The following is a 19,013-nucleotide window of genomic DNA, read 5'->3' on the forward strand; positions in this document are numbered from 1 at the left end:
ATAGTAAAAACTATGATGAATAATAGAAATAATAATAAAGAGAAAAACCAGGTAAAAAGGTTTGACAAAATTTCGATAGGACTAGCTTCTCCTGAATCTATCTTGAAAGAATCAAGAGGTGAAGTTTTAAAGCCAGAAACTATCAACTATAGAACACACAAACCAGAACGTGATGGTCTTTTCTGTGAAAGAATCTTCGGACCAGTAAAAGATTTCGAATGTGCTTGTGGTAAATACAAAAGAATCCGTTACAAAGGAATCATTTGTGACCGTTGTGGTGTTGAAGTTACTGAGAAAAAAGTACGTAGAGATAGAGTGGGTCACATCAACCTTGTTGTGCCTATTGCTCATATTTGGTATTTCCGTTCTCTTCCTAATAAAATTGGTTATATCCTTGGTCTTCCATCTAAGAAATTAGATATGATTATTTACTACGAAAGATACGTAGTAATCCAAGCAGGTATTGCTAAAAATGCAGAAGGAGAATCATTACAAAGATTAGATTTCTTAACTGAAGAAGAATATTTGAATATTTTAGATACACTTCCTCAGGATAACCAATATTTAGATGATTTTGATCCTAATAAATTTGTTGCCAAAATGGGAGCAGAGTGTATTATGGATTTATTAGCTCGTATTGATTTAGATCAATTGTCTTACCAGTTAAGACACTCAGCTAATAACGAAACGTCTAAACAACGTAAAACAGAAGCATTAAAAAGATTACAAGTTGTGGAATCTTTCCGTGAGTCTAACTTAAACCGTGAAAACCGTCCTGAGTGGATGATTATGAAAGTGGTTCCTGTTATTCCACCAGAATTACGTCCGCTTGTGCCACTTGATGGAGGTCGTTTTGCAACTTCAGATTTGAATGATTTATACCGTCGTGTAATCATCCGTAACAACCGTTTGAAAAGATTAATGGAGATTAAAGCTCCTGAAGTTATCTTGAGAAACGAAAAACGTATGTTGCAAGAATCGGTAGATTCATTATTTGATAACACTCGTAAAGCTTCTGCTGTTAAAACAGAATCAAACAGACCATTAAAATCATTATCTGATTCCTTAAAAGGTAAGCAAGGACGTTTCCGTCAAAACTTACTTGGAAAACGTGTGGATTATTCTGCTCGTTCGGTAATTGTTGTTGGACCTGAATTGAAATTATTCGAATGTGGATTGCCAAAAGATATGGCAGCTGAATTATACAAACCTTTTGTTATCCGTAAATTGATAGAAAGAGGAATTGTAAAAACAGTTAAATCTGCTAAGAAAATTATAGACAAAAAAGAGCCTGTAGTTTGGGATATTCTTGAAAACGTAATTAAAGGACACCCAGTATTACTGAATCGTGCTCCTACGTTGCACAGATTGGGTATTCAAGCTTTCCAACCAAAATTAATTGAAGGAAAAGCGATCCAATTACACCCATTAGTATGTACGGCTTTTAACGCGGATTTTGACGGGGATCAAATGGCAGTTCACTTGCCATTAGGACCAGAAGCAATCCTTGAAGCTCAATTATTAATGTTGGCTTCCCACAATATCTTGAACCCTGCTAATGGAGCTCCTATTACGGTACCTTCTCAGGACATGGTTTTGGGTCTTTATTATATGACTAAAGAGCGTTTGTCTACTCCAGAAAAGAAAATTTTAGGAGAAGGACTTACTTTTTACTCTGCTGAGGAAACAAATATTGCATTAAACGAAGGAAGATTAGAATTGAATGCTCGTGTAAAAATTAGAGCAAAAGATTTTAATGATGAAGGAGAATTAGTATACAAAATTATCCAAACAACAGCGGGTCGTGTATTATTTAACGAAGTAGTACCAGAAGCTGCAGGATATATCAATGATGTATTGACTAAGAAAAACCTTAGAGATATTATCGGTCACGTATTAAATTCAACAAGTGTACCTGAAACGGCTGCCTTCTTGGATAACATGAAAGATATGGGGTATAAATTCGCATTCCGCGGAGGATTATCATTCTCATTAGGTGATATTAGAATTCCTGAGCAAAAAACACAATTGATTGCTGACGCAAGAGAGCAAGTAGAAGGGATTTCTGCTAACTATAACATGGGTCTTATTACTAATAACGAACGTTACAACCAAGTTATTGACGTATGGACTTCTGCGAATGCGCAATTGACAGAATTAGCAATGAAAAACATTAGAGAAGACCAACAAGGTTTCAACTCGGTGTATATGATGCTTGACTCTGGAGCTCGTGGATCTAAAGAACAGATTCGTCAGTTAACTGGTATGCGTGGTTTGATGGCTAAGCCTAAAAAATCGACTGCTGGTGGTGGTGAGATTATTGAAAACCCGATTCTTTCTAACTTTAAGGAAGGTCTTTCTATCCTTGAGTACTTTATCTCTACTCACGGTGCTCGTAAAGGTCTTGCGGATACGGCTCTTAAAACGGCAGATGCTGGATACTTGACTCGTAGATTACATGACGTTTCTCAAGACGTTATTGTTAACATCGAAGATTGTGGAACATTAAGAGGTGTTGAAGTTTCAGCATTGAAGAAAAATGAAGAAATCGTTGAATCATTAGGAGAAAGAATTTTAGGACGTGTTGCATTACAAGACGTAATTAATCCTTTGACTAATGAAGTATTAGTAGCTTCAGGACAACAAATTACGGAAGTAATTATGAAATCAATTGAAGCTTCTCCATTAGAAAGTGTTGAAGTTCGTTCTCCATTAACTTGTGAGGCATTAAAAGGGATTTGTGCTAAATGTTACGGACGTAACTTGGCAACTGGAAAAATGACTCAAAGAGGTGAGGCTGTAGGTGTTATTGCTGCACAGTCTATTGGAGAGCCAGGTACACAGTTAACACTTCGTACTTTCCACGTTGGAGGGGTTGCAGGAGGTATTTCTGAAGAGTCTAGTATTGTTGCTAAATTCCCAGGAAAACTTGAAGTTGAAGATTTAAAAACTGTAAAAGGAGAAGATAATGAAGGAAACGAAGTAGATATCGTTGTGTCTCGTTCTACAGAATTAAAATTAGTTGACGAAAAAACAGGCATTGTTTTAAATACGCATAACATTCCTTACGGTTCTAGTATTTTTGTTAAAGACGGTCAGTCTATTGCAAAAGGAGATGTAATCTGTAAATGGGATCCATATAATGGAGTTATTGTTTCTGAGTTTACTGGTAAAATTGCTTATGAAGATTTAGAGCAAGGACAATCGTTCATGGTTGAAATCGATGAGCAAACTGGTTTCCAGGAAAAAGTAATTTCTGAATCTAGAAACAAAAAATTAATCCCAACCTTATTAGTTTACGGTAAAGATGGTGAATTGATTCGTTCTTACAACTTACCAGTTGGAGCCCACTTAATGGTTGAAAATGGTGAGAAAATTAAAGCTGGTAAAGTATTGGTTAAAATCCCACGTCGTTCTTCTAAATCAGGAGATATTACAGGAGGTTTACCTAGAATTACTGAGCTTTTAGAAGCACGTAATCCTTCTAACCCTGCTGTAGTTTCTGAAATTGATGGTGTTGTTTCTTTTGGAAAAATCAAAAGAGGTAACCGTGAGATTGTTATCGAATCTAAATTTGGAGAAATTAAGAAATACTTAGTGAAATTATCTAGTCAAATTCTTGTTCAGGAAAATGACTTTGTAAGAGCGGGTGTTCCTTTGTCTGATGGAGCAATTACTCCAGACGATATCTTGAGAATTCAAGGTCCAGCTGCTGTTCAACAGTACTTGGTTAATGAAATTCAAGAAGTTTACCGTTTACAAGGGGTAAAAATCAACGACAAACACTTTGAGGTAGTTATTCGTCAAATGATGCGTAAAGTAAGAGTTCAGGATCCAGGAGATACTTTATTCTTAGAAGATCAATTGATTCACACTAAAGATTTTATTGTTGAAAACGATAAATTATACGGTATGAAAGTGGTTGAGGATGCAGGAGATTCTTCTAACTTGAAAGAAGGTCAAATTGTTACTCCACGTCAATTGAGAGATGAGAATTCTTTATTGAAACGTTCTGATAAAAACCTAGTTGTTGCTCGTGATGTAGTTACTGCAACTGCAACTCCAGTATTACAAGGTATTACAAGAGCTTCGCTTCAAACGAAATCGTTTATTTCTGCTGCTTCTTTCCAGGAAACAACAAAAGTATTAAACGAAGCTGCTGTTGCAGGAAAAGTAGATCTTTTAGAAGGATTGAAAGAAAATGTTATTGTAGGACACAGAATCCCTGCTGGTACAGGTATGAGAGAATATGATAACGCTATTGTAGGTTCTAAAGAAGATTACAACGATATGATGGCAAATAAAGAAGAATATATTTATTAATAAATAATATGTTTTCTAATTAAAAAAATAGAAAGATTACCTCGTGTAGTCTTTCTATTTTTTAATTTTAAACCGTTTTGTTTTAAATTTTTTTGATATGAAAGATCAACAAGAACAAATTAATATTGAATTAGACGAAAAAACAGCTGAAGGAATTTATTCTAATTTGGCTATAATTAATCACTCGGCTTCAGAGTTTGTTTTGGACTTTGTAAGCATTATGCCAGGTGTTCCAAAGGCTAAGGTGAAGTCTAGAATTGTTTTGACTCCACAACACGCTAAGCGATTGTTAAAAGCTATAGGTGAAAATATTCATCGTTTTGAAGTAGCTCATGGCGAAATCAAAGATACAGAGCAAGTGCCCATTCCTCTTAATTTTGGTCCTGCAGGACAAGCATAATATCAAGTAAAGGCTTTCATTTTAATGAGAGCCTTTTTTTTGTTTAAATAATGTAGAATAATATAAGTAGCTTTTATTTTGGTTTAAGTAAGTCATAATAGAAATCTTTAATTAAGTAATTTTAATATAAAAACTGCAACATTTATATTTTTTACCAGAGTTCTATATTTTAATTATGTAATATTTTTCATTCTTTTTTTGTTTTTTTTATTAAAATGTGGAAACAATTTAGTTTTTAATTTTAAATGTATAAAAATTTTATAACCCTTAATTTTATTAAGGAATCAATAAAAAATATAGATTAAAAAAATGAATATCGTTTTTTATTTGTTAGAAAATTAAAGTAAGTAACAGGATACAACAGGATAGTGACGCCTAAAGGAAAAATTAGATTTGTTACTAGTCAAAGGAATTTACATAAAAAGAATAATCTTTTTAGGATTCTTAATGTTTCATAAACTCTATAAAGGTTGGTATTTTTTATAAAAAGACGTAATTGAAAATAAAATGAAAGCATCGATTGATAAATGCGATTAAAGTAAGTAATTAAGATATTATTGTAAAACAAATGAATTGAAAAACTGGGATAAAAATTGGCTTAAACAAGAAAATTAAAAAAGATATTTTCTAAATAAACATACCTACAAGTTTAACCACACGAGTCAAATAAACCAAGTTAAAAAAGAGGAAGCTGAAAATCTAAAGAGTAGGCAAACTATTAACCCCAAATAATAAATATGAAAAAAAACAATTCATTCAGGAGTTCGCTTATGAAATTCGCAGCTTTTGCTGCCATCGCAATCACGGGCTGTAGTGATCAAGACATTCCTGTGAGCGAACAAGAGTTATCTTTTACAGCAAATGTTGCTGCTTATTCAAACGAGGTGCGGGCTTCTGGCTCTAGCTTCATCTGGCGTGTAAATGGTGTTGATCAAGGTACGACCAGTAGTCTGTCAACAGCGATTAATAACGTTATTGGTAATGGAAACCGCGAAGTTCATATTCTTACTGGAGGAACTTTAGGACAACAGATTAATCTGCAACCAGGCTTAACCTTATATTGCCATAATGTAAACTTTACTAAGGGTCATACTGGTTATGGATTTTTTAGAGATGGAAGTGGTGGGATAAATATCTACGATATGAGCTTGACAAACAATACTGCGGGAATGGGAATACGAATTAGCCGGGGAAGTGATATCTATATCCAAAACGTTAGAATTTACGGAGGAGGGATAGGAATTCGCATTGATAGTCATCCAAGTCGTCCATATGAAGATGGTCGTTGGGTCAAAAATATTCATATACAGGATTGTCGATTTGAGAACGGTACCGGCCATGGACTTGAAACGTATGGCGTTGACGGTTTTAAAGGTTACGGAATCGTTGCCAGAAACATGGGAGAATGTGGAGTTCTTCTTAATAAAACCATAAACGGAGCTTTGGGTACAGTAAACGCTTATCGTTGCGGCAACGGAACTGGTTACGCTGGTTTGCGTTTAGCGAATAGCTGTAATAATGTAACCACAAATATGTTATATGCTGATCAGTGCGGAAGAGGATATTTCGTACTCACCGGCTCTAACAATAACACATTAAAAAATTGCCGTATAACTAACGGTACAGGTGTTGGTGTTTGGCTTGAAAACGTAACCAACGCTAAGGTTTTGGCTGGCTGTACAAACGACGGTGTTGCCGTTTCAGGATCTGGTAGCTATGCTAATGTTAGCACTAATGGCTGTCCATAAACTAGACAATCGAAGTTTATTCATAGATCTTAGCAATTCTAAAAAAGAGGATGTTTTCAAGGATTTTTAAATAGATTGAATTAAATTTAACCGAAAGGAGTAGAAAATGAATTTTTTCTGCTCCTTTTTTGATGTTCAGCTGTAAGTGTATGGTAGCTAGGTCTTAGTATAGAGCATAATATTGAATTAGATGAAAAAATGGCTGAAGGAATTTATTCTAATTTGGCTATAATTAATCACTCGGCTTCAGAGTTTGTTTTGGACTTTGTAAGCATTATGCCAGGTGTTCCAAAGGCTAAGGTGAAGTCTAGAATTGTTTTGACTCCACAACACGCTAAGCGATTGTTAAAAGCTATTGGTGAAAATATTCACCGATTTGAATTAGCTCATGGCGAAATCAAGGATACAGAACAAACACCTATTCCACTTAATTTTGGTCCTGCTGGACAAGCATAAAATCACAAAGGCTTTCATTTATTGAGAGCCTTTTTTTATTCTTTTCGTGATATTTTTATTCTTTTTTAGTAGCTAAACGAGTTTTGGGGTAGTTTGTCGGAAATGTTTTTTACTGCTTTTGTATTGCAATAGATTTGCTTCATAATAAAATCAAAATAGTAAAAAAAGCCATGAACAACTTAAAAACAAGTAACACTAATTCTAAATTGATACAATCGATATTCGTATTTGTGCTATTTTTTATGTTTTCTTCTTCAGCATTCAGTCAGTCTCAATCGGATTCTAAAATCGATTTTACAGAGAAATCAGAAACGGCTAATGTGAAATTAGAAAGTTCAAGAGCAACTTCTAATATGGAATTTGCACTTTGGTTTATGGGAACAAAACAAGATCCTAATTCTACATTATCTACAGAAGGTAGTGCTAAGAAATTAATTATTACTTCTGGAATAGCGCCAAATCGTTTGTTAATTAAAGCTTTTTTGAAAAAAGTAGTGAATTACGAAAATTCATTGTCTTAGTCATAATATATAAACATAAAAAAACGGTCTCGTTACATTAACTAGACCGTTTTTTTATGGAATCAAGTGTCCTTTTTAGTCCATTTCAGAAGTAAAAAACAATTTAACACTTGGGTATTTATTCTGTGTCATTTGGATTGTAAAGTCCGAATCAGCCAAAAATACTAATTGATCGTATTTGTCTTTGGCAAGGAATTTTTGTTTGATTCGTTTGAATTCTTTGAATTCCTCATTTTTAGCATCGTCTGGTTTTACCCAACACGCTTTGTGTACAGGGAAGTTTTCATAAGTACATTTAGCACCGTATTCGTGCTCTAAACGGTATTGAATTACTTCGTATTGAAGTGCTCCAACAGTACCGATTACTTTTCTGTTATTCATTTCTAAAGTAAACAACTGTGCCACACCTTCGTCCATTAATTGGTCAACCCCTTTTTCCAGCTGTTTTGCTTTCATTGGGTCTGCATTATTAATGTATCTAAAATGTTCCGGAGAGAAACTTGGAATTCCTTTGAAACTCATGATTTCACCCTCGGTTAAAGTATCACCAATTTTGAAATTTCCAGTATCATGAAGTCCTACAATGTCACCAGGATAAGAGATGTCTACAATTTCTTTTTTCTCAGCAAAAAAGGCATTCGGACTAGAAAATTTTAAATTTTTCTTTTGTCGAACGTGATAATAGGGTTTGTTTCTTTCGAAAGTTCCAGAAACAATTTTGATAAAAGCCAAACGGTCACGGTGTTTTGGATCCATATTAGCATGGATTTTAAATACAAAACCAGATAGTTTTTCTTCTTTTGGATCTACCAATCGGGTTTCAGATTCTTTTGGTCTTGGAGAAGGAGCTATCGTAACAAAGCAATCTAATAATTCTCTAACACCAAAATTGTTTAAAGCTGAACCAAAAAACACAGGTTGTAATTTTCCGTCTAAATAATCTTGTTGATTGAATTTTGGATAAACTTCGTCAATTAACTCTAATTCTTCACGTAAACGATCAGCTGGTTTTTGACCAATTATTTTTTCTAATTCAGGATTTTGAACATCCGAAAAAGCAATTGTTTCCTCGATGTTTTTACGACTATCTCCACTAAATAAGTTGATGTTTTGTTCCCAAAGATTGTAAATTCCTTGAAAATCGTAACCCATTCCAATAGGGAAACTCAATGGAGTAACGGTAAGACCTAGTTTTTGCTCTACTTCATCCATCAAATCGAAAGCATCATGTCCTTCACGATCTAATTTATTGATGAAAACAATAATTGGAATTTTACGCATTCTACAAACTGCAACTAATTTTTCAGTTTGTTCCTCAACTCCTTTTGCAACGTCAATTACCACAATAACGCTGTCAACAGCAGTTAAAGTTCTAAAAGTATCCTCGGCAAAATCCTTGTGTCCAGGTGTATCTAGAATATTGATTTTTTTATCCTTATAGTTGAATGCTAAAACCGAAGTAGATACCGAGATTCCTCTCTGACGTTCAATTTCCATGAAATCACTCGTCGCTCCTTTTTTAATTTTGTTGTTTTTTACAGCTCCTGCTTCTTGGATTGCTCCTCCAAAAAGTAATAATTTTTCGGTAAGAGTTGTTTTCCCAGCATCAGGATGCGAGATAATTCCAAAGGTTCTTCTACGTTGTATTTCTTTTAAAAAGCTCATATTAAATATAAATAGTTTGCAAAAGTACTATTTATAAATGCGATTTGAAAATAAATAAGTTTCCAGTTGATTTACAGTGTTTATAGTTTGTCTGGTTGTGTTATACTTGGTTTTTAAAAGAAAGTTTTTTAGCAAAACTCCTATCTGAATTTTTTTGACGATAATTTTTTGTTAATAGTCCAGTGGAAACTTGTATAATGTAATTGAATTGTTATTTTTGTTCGTTTTTACTGAAATAAAATTTAAATAATATTCTTTAATGAAATCCATAAATATTAAAAATGCACTTTTGTTTTTTGTACTTTTTTTGTTCAATACAGCAATTAATGCTCAGGAAATAATAAAAGACACTGTTGTTGCTGAAGTCAAAAAAGCAACTCCAAGTCAAAGACAAAAAATAGATGGTGTTATTGCTACAGTTGGAGATTACATAGTTTTGGATTCTGATATTGATAAGGCTTATTTAGAAATTTCTAGCCAGGGCGGTTCTGTAAAAGACATTACAAGATGTCAGATGTTGGGAAAATTATTGGAAGATAAATTATATGCACATCAGGCAATTCAGGATAGTGTGAAGGTGACAGATGCAGAGGTTAAGGCAATGATGGATGAACGTCTTTCTTATATGATTCAACAAATTGGTTCGCTTGAAAAAGTAGTTAAGTATTATAAGAAAGATTCTGAAGAAGAATTTAGAAGTTATTTCTTTGATATTTTGAAAGAAAACAAGCTTACATCTGAAATGCAAAAAAAGATAGTTGATGAAGTTGAAATTACTCCAGAGGAAGTGCGTAATTTTTTCAAGAAATTATCTAAAGATGAATTACCCGTTTTTGGTGCTGAAATGGAAGTTTCACAAATTATAATTGAACCAAAAATAACTGCAGTTGAAAAACAAAAAGTAATTGATCAATTGAATGGATTTAAAAAAGACATTCAGGAAGGTTCTAGTTTTGCAACCAAAGCCGTTTTGTATTCTCAGGATCCAGGTTCTAGATCAAGTGGTGGTTTTTATAAAATGACTAGAAAAACTCCTTTTGTTAAAGAATTTAAAGATGTTGCTTTTGATTTAGAAGAAGGAGAAATATCTGCTCCGTTTGAAAGTGAATACGGTTATCATATTATATACTTAGAAAAAATAAAAGGACAAGAATTAGAATTGCGTCATATTTTATTGAGTCCTACAGTAAGTAAAGAATCTTTGGAAGAAGCAAAACAAAAAACGGAATTAGTTAGAAAGCGTATTTTAGATAAAGAAATTACTTTTGCAGAGGCGGCTCGAACTATATCAGATCAAAAAGAAACAAGAGCAAATGGTGGGGTTTTGATTAATCCAAATACACAGGATACTCGTTTTGAATTGACTAAAATGGATCCTAATTTATATTCTCAGGTTTCTAATTTAAAAGATAATGAGATTTCGATGCCAATTTTGGATGAAACGCCATCAGGAAAAAAACAGTATAAATTAATTACCGTTACCAATAGAATTAATGAACATACTGCCGATTATTCTCAGGATTATGTGAAAATCAAAGAATTGGCTTTAAAAGAAAAACAAATCAACGCCATTGGAAAATGGTTTGATGAAAAAATCAAAGAGACTTACATCAAGATTATTGGAGAATACAGAGACTGTAGTTTTACAAATAACTGGTTGAAAAAATAATTTGGTCAAAATAAATAAAAAGAGTTAGTTTTATGAATTCATAAAGTTGACTCTTTTTTTAATTTAAAATAGTTTTAAAATGTCTGATGTAGCTGCAATACATAATTTAGTTCAAAAACATGCTGAATTAAAAAGTGAAATAGCAAAAATTATTGTTGGTCAAGAAAAAGTAATCGATCAGTTGTTGCTGTGTATTTTTTCAGGCGGTCATGCGCTTTTAGTTGGAGTTCCTGGTTTGGCAAAAACATTGATGGTTAATACTATTTCTGAAGCATTGGGACTTCATTTTAAAAGAATTCAGTTTACACCAGATTTAATGCCTTCGGATATTTTAGGCAGTGAAATTCTGGATGAAAACCGTCAGTTTAAATTTGTAAAAGGACCTGTTTTTTCGAATATTATTTTGGCAGATGAAATTAATAGAACACCTCCAAAAACTCAAGCTGCTTTATTGGAAGCCATGCAAGAGCGTTCGGTGACTATTGCTGGTGTAAATCATAAATTAGATTTGCCTTATTTTGTATTGGCAACTCAAAATCCAATTGAGCAAGAAGGAACTTATCCTTTGCCTGAAGCGCAGTTGGATCGTTTTATGTTTGCTGTAAAATTAGAGTATCCTTCTTTTGAAGAAGAAGTTCAGGTGGTAAAAAGAACCACTTCTGATGTAAGTCAGGAAATAAATCCATTGTTTACAGCTCAGGAAATTATCGATTTCCAGCATTTAATTCGCCGAATTCCTGTGGCGGATAATGTGGTGGAATATGCAGTAACTTTAGTGAGCAAAACTCGCCCTAATAGTAATTTGGCAACCGACTTTGTTAAGAATTATTTAGATTGGGGAGCTGGGCCAAGAGCGTCTCAAAATTTGATTTTAGCTGCTAAAGCACACGCCGCTTTTAATGGAAAATTTTCTCCGGATATTGAGGATGTTATTGCGGTGGCAACATCAGTTTTAAGACACAGAATTATTAAAAATTATAAAGCTGATGCCGAAGGAATTACTGAGGAAATGATAATTGCAAAACTGGTTTAGTACTTCTAAAATCAGTAGTTTTTGTTATAAATAATGCTCTTCTATGTAACAACATATTTTAAGTTTGTTATAAAACAGTTTACGTATTTATTGATTGTTTGTAAATGGAGGGAAAATTTGGTTTTTTCTTAATTTAACGCTTTCTAAGTGCATATTTTTCAATAATAATTTTTTTATGAATCGTGGGTGCTTAAAAACTTTTAAAATCTCAGCTTTAATAACTAAATTTGCATCACAAATAAAAAAAACCTAAAATTATGGCATTTGATTTTGAATTAATCAGAGTAATTTGTCATTAACATGAAAAGCCTTCTATTATGAATACTTATAAGGATTATATCCAAGAGATTGAAGAACGAAAAGGTCAAGGGCTTAACCCAAAACCAATTGATGGTGCTGAATTGCTAAGCGAAATCATTGCGCAAATTAAAGATTTGAATAATGAGTACAGAGAGGATTCTCTTAAATTCTTTATTTATAATGTTGTACCAGGAACTACTCCTGCTGCAAATCTTAAAGCTAATTTTTTAAAAGAAATCGTTTTAGGTCAATCAGTAGTTGCTGAAATTACGCCAGCTTTTGCTCTAGAATTGTTATCACACATGAAAGGTGGAACTTCTATAAAAGTTTTACTTGATTTAGCTTTAGGTAATGATGTTGCAATTGCAAAAGACGCTGCAGCTGTGTTAAAAACACAAGTTTTTCTTTATGAAGCAGATACAGATCGTTTAGAAACAGCTTTCAAAAGCGGAAATGAAATTGCTAAGGATATTCTAGAAAGCTACGCTAAAGCAGAGTTTTTTACTAAATTACCTGAAATTGCTGAAGAAATTAAGGTAATTACATATATTGCTGGTGAAGGAGATATTTCAACTGATTTACTTTCTCCAGGAAACCAAGCGCACTCACGTTCAGATCGTGAACTTCATGGAAAATGTTTAATTTCTCCTGAAGCACAAGCTGAAATTAAAGCATTAGCAACTGCGAATCCTGATAAGAGCGTAATGTTAATTGCTGAAAAAGGAACTATGGGTGTAGGTTCTTCAAGAATGTCAGGTGTAAATAACGTGGCACTTTGGACAGGAAAACAAGCAAGTCCTTATGTTCCATTTATTAATATTGCTCCAATCGTTGCAGGAACAAATGGTATTTCTCCAATTTTCCTAACAACTGTTGATGTTACTGGTGGTATTGGTCTTGACCTTAAAAACTGGGTTAAAAAGCTTGACGAAAATGGAAAACCTCTTCTTAATGAAAGTGGTGATCCTATTTTAGAAGAAGTTTATTCTGTTGCTACAGGTACTGTTCTTACAATCAATACAAAAACTAAGAAACTTTACAACGGCGATAAAGAATTAATTGATATTTCTAAAGCATTTACACCTCAGAAAATTGAATTTATAAAAGCGGGAGGTTCTTACGCAATTGTATTTGGAAAAAAATTACAAACATTTGCTTCAAAAACTCTAGGTATTGATATTGTTCCTGTATATGCTCCGTCAAAAGAGGTTTCTGTTGAAGGACAAGGGCTTACAGCTGTAGAGAAAATTTTTAATAAAAATGCGGTTGGAACAACTCCAGGTAAAGTTTTACATGCTGGTTCTGATGTTCGTGTTACTGTAAATATTGTTGGTTCGCAAGATACAACTGGTTTGATGACTTCTCAGGAATTAGAGTCTATGGCTGCTACTGTGATTTCTCCAATTGTTGACGGTGCTTACCAATCAGGATGTCATACTGCTTCAGTTTGGGATAATAAATCTAAGGCTAATATTCCTAGATTAATGAAATTCATGAACGATTTCGGTTTGATTACAGCTCGTGACCCTAAAGGTGTTTATCACTCAATGACTGATGTTATTCACAAAGTATTGAATGATATTACTGTAAACGAGTGGGCTATCATTATTGGTGGTGACTCTCATACGAGAATGTCTAAAGGTGTTGCTTTTGGTGCTGACTCAGGAACAGTTGCTCTTGCATTGGCTACAGGAGAAGCTTCTATGCCAATTCCAGAATCTGTGAAAGTGACTTTCAAAGGAGATATGAAAGGTTATATGGATTTCCGTGATGTAGTTCATGCTACACAATCTCAAATGCTTAAAACATTTGGTGGAGAGAATGTATTCCAAGGAAGAATTATTGAGGTTCATTTAGGAACGCTTAATGCGGATCAAGCCTTTACGTTTACGGATTGGACTGCTGAGATGAAAGCGAAAGCTTCTATCTGTATTTCTGAAGATGCTACTTTGATTGAGTCGTTAGAGATGGCAAAAGGTAGAATCCAAATCATGATCGACAAAGGAATGGATAATAAAAACCAAGTTCTTAAAGGATTGATTGCTATTGCTGATAAGAGAATCGCTGAGATTATTTCAGGTGAAAAACCAGCCTTAAGACCAGATGCAAATGCTAAGTATTACGCTGAAGTTGTTGTAGATTTAGATCAGATTGCTGAACCAATGATTGCAGATCCAGATGTTAATAATGCAGATGTTTCTAAAAGATATACTCACGATACTATCAGGCCTTTATCTTTCTATGGAGGAGTTAAAAAGGTGGATCTTGGATTTATCGGATCTTGTATGGTTCATAAAGGAGATATGAAAATTTTAGCTCACATGCTTAAGAATATTGATGAGCAAGAAGGTAAAGTAGAGTTCAAAGCGCCACTAGTTGTAGCTCCTCCTACTTATAATATTGTTGATGAATTAAAAGCAGAAGGGGACTGGGAAATTTTACAAAAATACTCTGGTTTCGAATTTGATGATAATGTTCCTAAAGCTGCAGCGCGTACTTCATACGAAAATATGTTGTATTTAGAGCGTCCAGGTTGTAATCTTTGTATGGGTAACCAGGAAAAAGCTGCAAAAGGAGATACCGTAATGGCAACATCTACTCGTCTTTTCCAAGGAAGAGTTGTTGAAGATACTGATGATAAAAAAGGAGAATCATTACTTTCTTCTACACCGGTTGTGGTATTGTCTACTATACTTGGTAGAACTCCAACAATTGAAGAATATAAAACAGCAGTAGAAGGTATTAATCTAACTAAGTTTGCACCTTCTCATAAGTTATTGGTTAAATAATCACATAATTTGCTAATCATAATTTAAGAGCCCGAGTCATAAACTCGGGCTTTTTCTTTTATAGCTATTCTATTTTTTGTATCTTGTGGTATAAAAAAATAAAAACAATTAAATTGAACTTATGGCTTTTGATATTGAAATGATTAAAAAAGTGTATGCAAACATGGCTAGTCGTGTTGATGCAGCACGTAAAATAGTTGGAAAACCACTTACTTTAACGGAGAAAATTTTATACAGTCACCTTTGGGACGGTGTTGCTCAGCAAGCTTACGGAAGGGGCGTTGATTATGTAGATTTTGCTCCAGATAGAGTAGCTTGCCAGGATGCAACGGCTCAAATGGCTTTATTGCAATTTATGCACGCTGGAAAGAAAACGGTTGCTGTTCCTACAACAGTGCATTGTGATCACTTAATTTTGGCTAAAAATGGCGCTGAATCTGATTTGGCGGCAGCCAACAAACAATCTAAAGAGGTTTTTGATTTCCTTTCTTCGGTTTCTGATAAATATGGAATTGGTTTTTGGAAACCAGGTTCAGGAATTATTCACCAAATTGTCTTGGAAAACTATGCATTTCCCGGAGGAATGATGATCGGTACCGATTCTCACACTGTAAATGCTGGTGGATTAGGTATGTTGGCAATTGGTGTTGGTGGTGCTGATGCTGTGGATGTAATGTCAGGAATGTCTTGGGAATTAAAATTTCCTAAATTAATAGGTGTAAAATTAACTGGAAAGTTATCAGGTTGGACTGCACCAAAAGATGTTATTTTAAAAGTAGCTGATATTCTTACTGTAAAAGGAGGAACGGGAGCCATTGTTGAATATTTTGGTGAAGGTGCTACTAATATGTCTTGTACTGGTAAAGGTACAATTTGTAATATGGGTGCTGAAATAGGTGCTACAACATCAACTTTTGGATATGATGATTCGATGAGAAGATATTTAGCTGCTACAGGTCGTCAAGATGTAGTGGATGCAGCTGATAAGGTGGCTTCTTATCTAACTGGTGATGCTGAAGTATATGCTAATCCAGAACAATATTTTGATCAGGTTATCGAAATTAATCTTTCAGAATTAGAGCCACACATTAATGGACCTTTTACACCAGATAGAGGTACTCCTGTTTCTAAAATGAAAGCTGAGGCTGAAGCTAACGGATGGCCATTAAAAGTAGAATGGGGATTAATCGGTTCTTGTACTAACTCTTCATACGAAGACATGTCTCGTGCTGCTTCAATTGTAGAGCAGGCTGTTGCTCACGGAATTTCTCCAAAAGCAGAATTTGGTATTAATCCAGGTTCAGAGCAAATTCGTTATACAATCGAAAGAGATGGTATTATTGCTACTTTCGAAAAAATGGGAACTAAAGTATTTACAAATGCTTGTGGACCATGTATTGGACAGTGGGACAGAGCAGGAGCAGATAAAGAAGAGAAAAATACAATTGTCCACTCTTTTAACAGAAACTTTTCTAAAAGAGCTGACGGTAATCCAAATACACATGCTTTTGTGACTTCACCAGAAATGGTAGCTGCTTTAGCAATTTCAGGAAGATTGGACTTTAATCCATTGACCGATACTTTAATAAATGATAAAGGCGAAGAAGTGAAATTGAATGCTCCATTTGGGGATGAATTACCGTCTAAAGGATTTGATGTGGAAGATGCCGGATTTCAAGCACCTGCCGAAGATGGATCTGCTGTTAAAATTGTAGTAAGTGAAACTTCGGATCGTTTGCAATTATTAGCTCCGTTTGAACCTTGGGATGGTAAAAATATTACTGGAGCTAAATTATTGATTAAAGCATTTGGTAAATGTACTACGGATCATATTTCTATGGCTGGACCGTGGTTGCGTTTCCGTGGACACTTAGATAATATTTCTAATAATATGTTGATTGGGGCTGTAAATGCATTCAGCCAAAAAACAAATTCTGTTAAAAATCAATTGACAGGAGCCTATGATGCAGTGCCTGCTGTAGCTCGTGCCTACAAAGCTGCTGGAATTCCTTCGGTTGTTATTGGAGATCACAATTACGGTGAAGGTTCTTCTCGTGAACATGCGGCAATGGAGCCTCGTTTCTTAGGAGTAAAAGCGGTATTAGTAAAATCTTTCGCTCGTATCCACGAAACAAATCTTAAAAAACAAGGTTTGTTAGGATTAACTTTTGCTAATGAAGCTGATTATGATAAAGTCCAAGAGGACGATACTATTAATTTTACAGATTTAGTTGATTTTGCTCCTGGAAAACCATTAACCATAGAATTTGTTCACGCTGATGGTTCTAAAGATATTATCTTGGCTAATCATACCTATAATGCAAGTCAAATTGGCTGGTTTGTAGCAGGTTCAGCTTTAAATTTAATTGCTGCTGAAGCTAATGCATAATCCAGTTTAAATTATATTTTGAAAGCGCTTTGTGTAAACAAGGCGCTTTTTTTTCGACTTTTTTCAAAAAAATATTTTAAAGGGATGTTAAAAATTGGGTTTATTGGTATTAAAATGTTAAATTCGCTTTCGTTAAATTTTATGATAAGAGGTGTGATTTTTAAATAGTTGTATTTCTTATTCGAATTAAGATAAGCTGGTTTTTTTAACTTAAAATAATTTTATGAGGTGTAAGTTTTGGATTTTAATATTGGTTCTTTTTAGCAAATGGAATGGTTTTTCTCAAGAAAAGTACATTCAGCACGTAGTAGCTAAAGGAGAAACGGTTTCCAAAATTGCACAACAATACAATGTAAAACCAGTTGCTATCTACGAAATCAATCCTGATGCTAAAAGAGGTATAAAATTTAAAGAAATCTTATTAGTTCCTTTTACTTCTAATGGTAAAAAAGAAGTTGCTAATACTTCTAATTCTGAGATTAAAGAAAAAAAACATATTGTTTTAGCTAAAGAAACTTTATACGGAATTGCAAAGCAATACGGAGTTAAAGTAGCTGATTTATACCGCTTGAATGCAAACCTTGAAAATAGAGGTTTACAAGTTGGTAAAATTATTCAAATTCCTGTTGTTGAGTCTAAAGATGAAATTGTAGAAAATTCAACCAAAAAAGAAAATCTAAAAACAGAAATTAAAGAAGAGCCAAAAACGAAAGTTTCTCCTGTAATTGTAGAAGAAAATAGAGAAGTTACAACTGTTAACGCTAATGGTAATTATATTAAAGAGGTTTTAGCCAAAGAAACACTTTATGGAATTGCAAAATCTTATGGCGTTTTAGTTGTCGATTTAGAAAAAGCAAATCCTATACTAGAAAGTCAACCTTTACGAATTGGTCAAAAAATAGTTATTCCAAATGCCAAAGGACAACAACTAATTCAGGAAAAACCTATTCTTGTTCCAAAAGAAGAATTAAAAACAACCCTATCGGATAATAAAATAACAACAGTAGCTCCAGTTTCTGAAAAAGCAATAATTTCTGAAAAAGAAAAAGATACTGAAGTTGAAGTTATTCGTGAAGTCTTAGCCAAAGAAACTAAATACGGAATTGCAAAAGAATTTGGTCTTACTGTAAAAGAATTGGAAACTCAAAACCCTAAGATTGTCAACCGACTATTAGTAGGGGAGAAATTAACAATTCGTACTTTGAAATCGAATGTTAAGACAACTCCAAAAGTTGATTTTAGTAGCGAATCTTTAAATAATAAAATCGATACTGATTACAAGGATAATTCATTTAAAGTTGATTTTGTAGATCAATTAATTTCTACAGCGTCTGAAAATATTGGTACTCGATATAGAACAGGAGGAACTTCAAAGGATGGTTTCGATTGTTCGGGCTTAATGTGTACTACTTTTGGAGCTTTTGATATTCAGTTGCCTAGAACTTCTTTTGAGCAATCGCAATTTGGGATGAAAATTGATGCTGAACAAGCTCAAAAAGGGGACTTAATCTTCTTTAAAACTAATGGTCGTAGCCGAATCAATCATGTAGGAATGGTAGTTGAAGTGGCTCCTGATGGAGAAATTAAATTCATCCATGCTTCTGTAAGTAATGGGGTTATTATTTCGTCAGTAAAAGAAAAATATTATAGTAGAAGAGTTACGCAAATCAACCGTGTTTTATAGATTTGTTTCAAAATATTAAATTAAAAAAGCGCTATT

The 19,013-nt window shown here is 33.8% G+C and carries 11 protein-coding genes; 10 read left to right on the forward strand and 1 reads right to left on the reverse strand.

From position 1 onward, the window contains the following. Positions 1 to 12: 12 nt before the first annotated feature. From rpoC to AAGV33_RS10835, 5 genes are all read left to right on the forward strand, one after another. Positions 13 to 4,323, forward strand: coding sequence for a DNA-directed RNA polymerase subunit beta' (gene rpoC / locus AAGV33_RS10815; RefSeq protein ID WP_373392032.1), 4,311 nt, complete (start codon positions 13 to 15; stop codon positions 4,321 to 4,323). A 97-nt stretch (positions 4,324 to 4,420) separates the two neighbouring features. Beyond that, positions 4,421 to 4,723, forward strand: a complete 303-nt coding sequence (locus tag AAGV33_RS10820; RefSeq protein ID WP_373392033.1) for a DUF3467 domain-containing protein — start codon at positions 4,421 to 4,423, stop codon at positions 4,721 to 4,723. 737 nt (positions 4,724 to 5,460) lie between these two features. Next, the gene (locus AAGV33_RS10825; RefSeq protein WP_373392034.1) at positions 5,461 to 6,471 is read left to right on the forward strand and encodes a right-handed parallel beta-helix repeat-containing protein; all 1,011 of its coding nucleotides are present in this window, start codon (positions 5,461 to 5,463) and stop codon (positions 6,469 to 6,471) included. Between the two features lie 168 nt (positions 6,472 to 6,639). After that, positions 6,640 to 6,927 carry a DUF3467 domain-containing protein gene (locus AAGV33_RS10830; protein ID WP_373392057.1) on the forward strand — a complete coding sequence of 96 codons (288 nt, stop codon included), beginning with the start codon at positions 6,640 to 6,642 and terminating at the stop codon, positions 6,925 to 6,927. Between the two features lie 170 nt (positions 6,928 to 7,097). Then, positions 7,098 to 7,448, forward strand: a complete 351-nt coding sequence (locus AAGV33_RS10835; protein ID WP_373392035.1) for a hypothetical protein — start codon at positions 7,098 to 7,100, stop codon at positions 7,446 to 7,448. A 75-nt stretch (positions 7,449 to 7,523) separates the two neighbouring features. On the opposite strand, the gene AAGV33_RS10840 is transcribed toward AAGV33_RS10835, so the two are convergent. Beyond that, positions 7,524 to 9,113, reverse strand: coding sequence for a peptide chain release factor 3 (locus AAGV33_RS10840; RefSeq protein ID WP_373392036.1), 1,590 nt, complete (start codon positions 9,111 to 9,113; stop codon positions 7,524 to 7,526). Positions 9,114 to 9,372: 259 nt separating this feature from the next. Between AAGV33_RS10840 and AAGV33_RS10845 the strand changes: the two genes are divergently transcribed. The 5 genes from AAGV33_RS10845 (at position 9,373) to AAGV33_RS10865 (ending at position 18,977) form a co-directional block, all read left to right on the forward strand. Continuing rightward, positions 9,373 to 10,782 carry a peptidylprolyl isomerase gene (locus AAGV33_RS10845; RefSeq protein ID WP_373392037.1) on the forward strand — a complete coding sequence of 470 codons (1,410 nt, stop codon included), beginning with the start codon at positions 9,373 to 9,375 and terminating at the stop codon, positions 10,780 to 10,782. A 79-nt stretch (positions 10,783 to 10,861) separates the two neighbouring features. Then, complete coding sequence (locus AAGV33_RS10850; RefSeq protein WP_373392038.1) at positions 10,862 to 11,815, forward strand: AAA family ATPase; 954 nt, start codon at positions 10,862 to 10,864, stop codon at positions 11,813 to 11,815. Between the two features lie 317 nt (positions 11,816 to 12,132). Further along, complete coding sequence (locus AAGV33_RS10855; protein WP_373392039.1) at positions 12,133 to 14,904, forward strand: bifunctional aconitate hydratase 2/2-methylisocitrate dehydratase; 2,772 nt, start codon at positions 12,133 to 12,135, stop codon at positions 14,902 to 14,904. A 121-nt stretch (positions 14,905 to 15,025) separates the two neighbouring features. Further along, entirely contained in the window at positions 15,026 to 17,293 is a 2,268-nt protein-coding gene (locus AAGV33_RS10860) for an aconitate hydratase (RefSeq protein WP_373392040.1), read from the forward strand. 223 nt (positions 17,294 to 17,516) lie between these two features. Continuing rightward, entirely contained in the window at positions 17,517 to 18,977 is a 1,461-nt protein-coding gene (locus tag AAGV33_RS10865) for a C40 family peptidase (protein WP_373392041.1), read from the forward strand. The last annotated feature ends 36 nt before the right edge of the window (positions 18,978 to 19,013 follow it).

It is taken from the genome of Flavobacterium magnesitis (assembly GCF_041729735.1).
Classification (GTDB): domain Bacteria; phylum Bacteroidota; class Bacteroidia; order Flavobacteriales; family Flavobacteriaceae; genus Flavobacterium; species Flavobacterium magnesitis.

Bases quoted from the DNA above. Each gene is read 5' to 3' on its own strand.
- rpoC (WP_373392032.1), top strand. From the start codon at position 13: ATGATGAATAATAGAAATAATAATAAAGAGAAAAACCAGGTAAAAAGG.
- AAGV33_RS10820 (WP_373392033.1), top strand. From the start codon at position 4,421: ATGAAAGATCAACAAGAACAAATTAATATTGAATTAGACGAAAAAACA.
- AAGV33_RS10825 (WP_373392034.1), top strand. From the start codon at position 5,461: ATGAAAAAAAACAATTCATTCAGGAGTTCGCTTATGAAATTCGCAGCT.
- AAGV33_RS10835 (WP_373392035.1), top strand. From the start codon at position 7,098: ATGAACAACTTAAAAACAAGTAACACTAATTCTAAATTGATACAATCG.
- AAGV33_RS10840 (WP_373392036.1), bottom strand. From the start codon at position 9,113: ATGAGCTTTTTAAAAGAAATACAACGTAGAAGAACCTTTGGAATTATC.
- AAGV33_RS10845 (WP_373392037.1), top strand. From the start codon at position 9,373: ATGAAATCCATAAATATTAAAAATGCACTTTTGTTTTTTGTACTTTTT.
- AAGV33_RS10850 (WP_373392038.1), top strand. From the start codon at position 10,862: ATGTCTGATGTAGCTGCAATACATAATTTAGTTCAAAAACATGCTGAA.
- AAGV33_RS10855 (WP_373392039.1), top strand. From the start codon at position 12,133: ATGAATACTTATAAGGATTATATCCAAGAGATTGAAGAACGAAAAGGT.
- AAGV33_RS10860 (WP_373392040.1), top strand. From the start codon at position 15,026: ATGGCTTTTGATATTGAAATGATTAAAAAAGTGTATGCAAACATGGCT.
- AAGV33_RS10865 (WP_373392041.1), top strand. From the start codon at position 17,517: ATGAGGTGTAAGTTTTGGATTTTAATATTGGTTCTTTTTAGCAAATGG.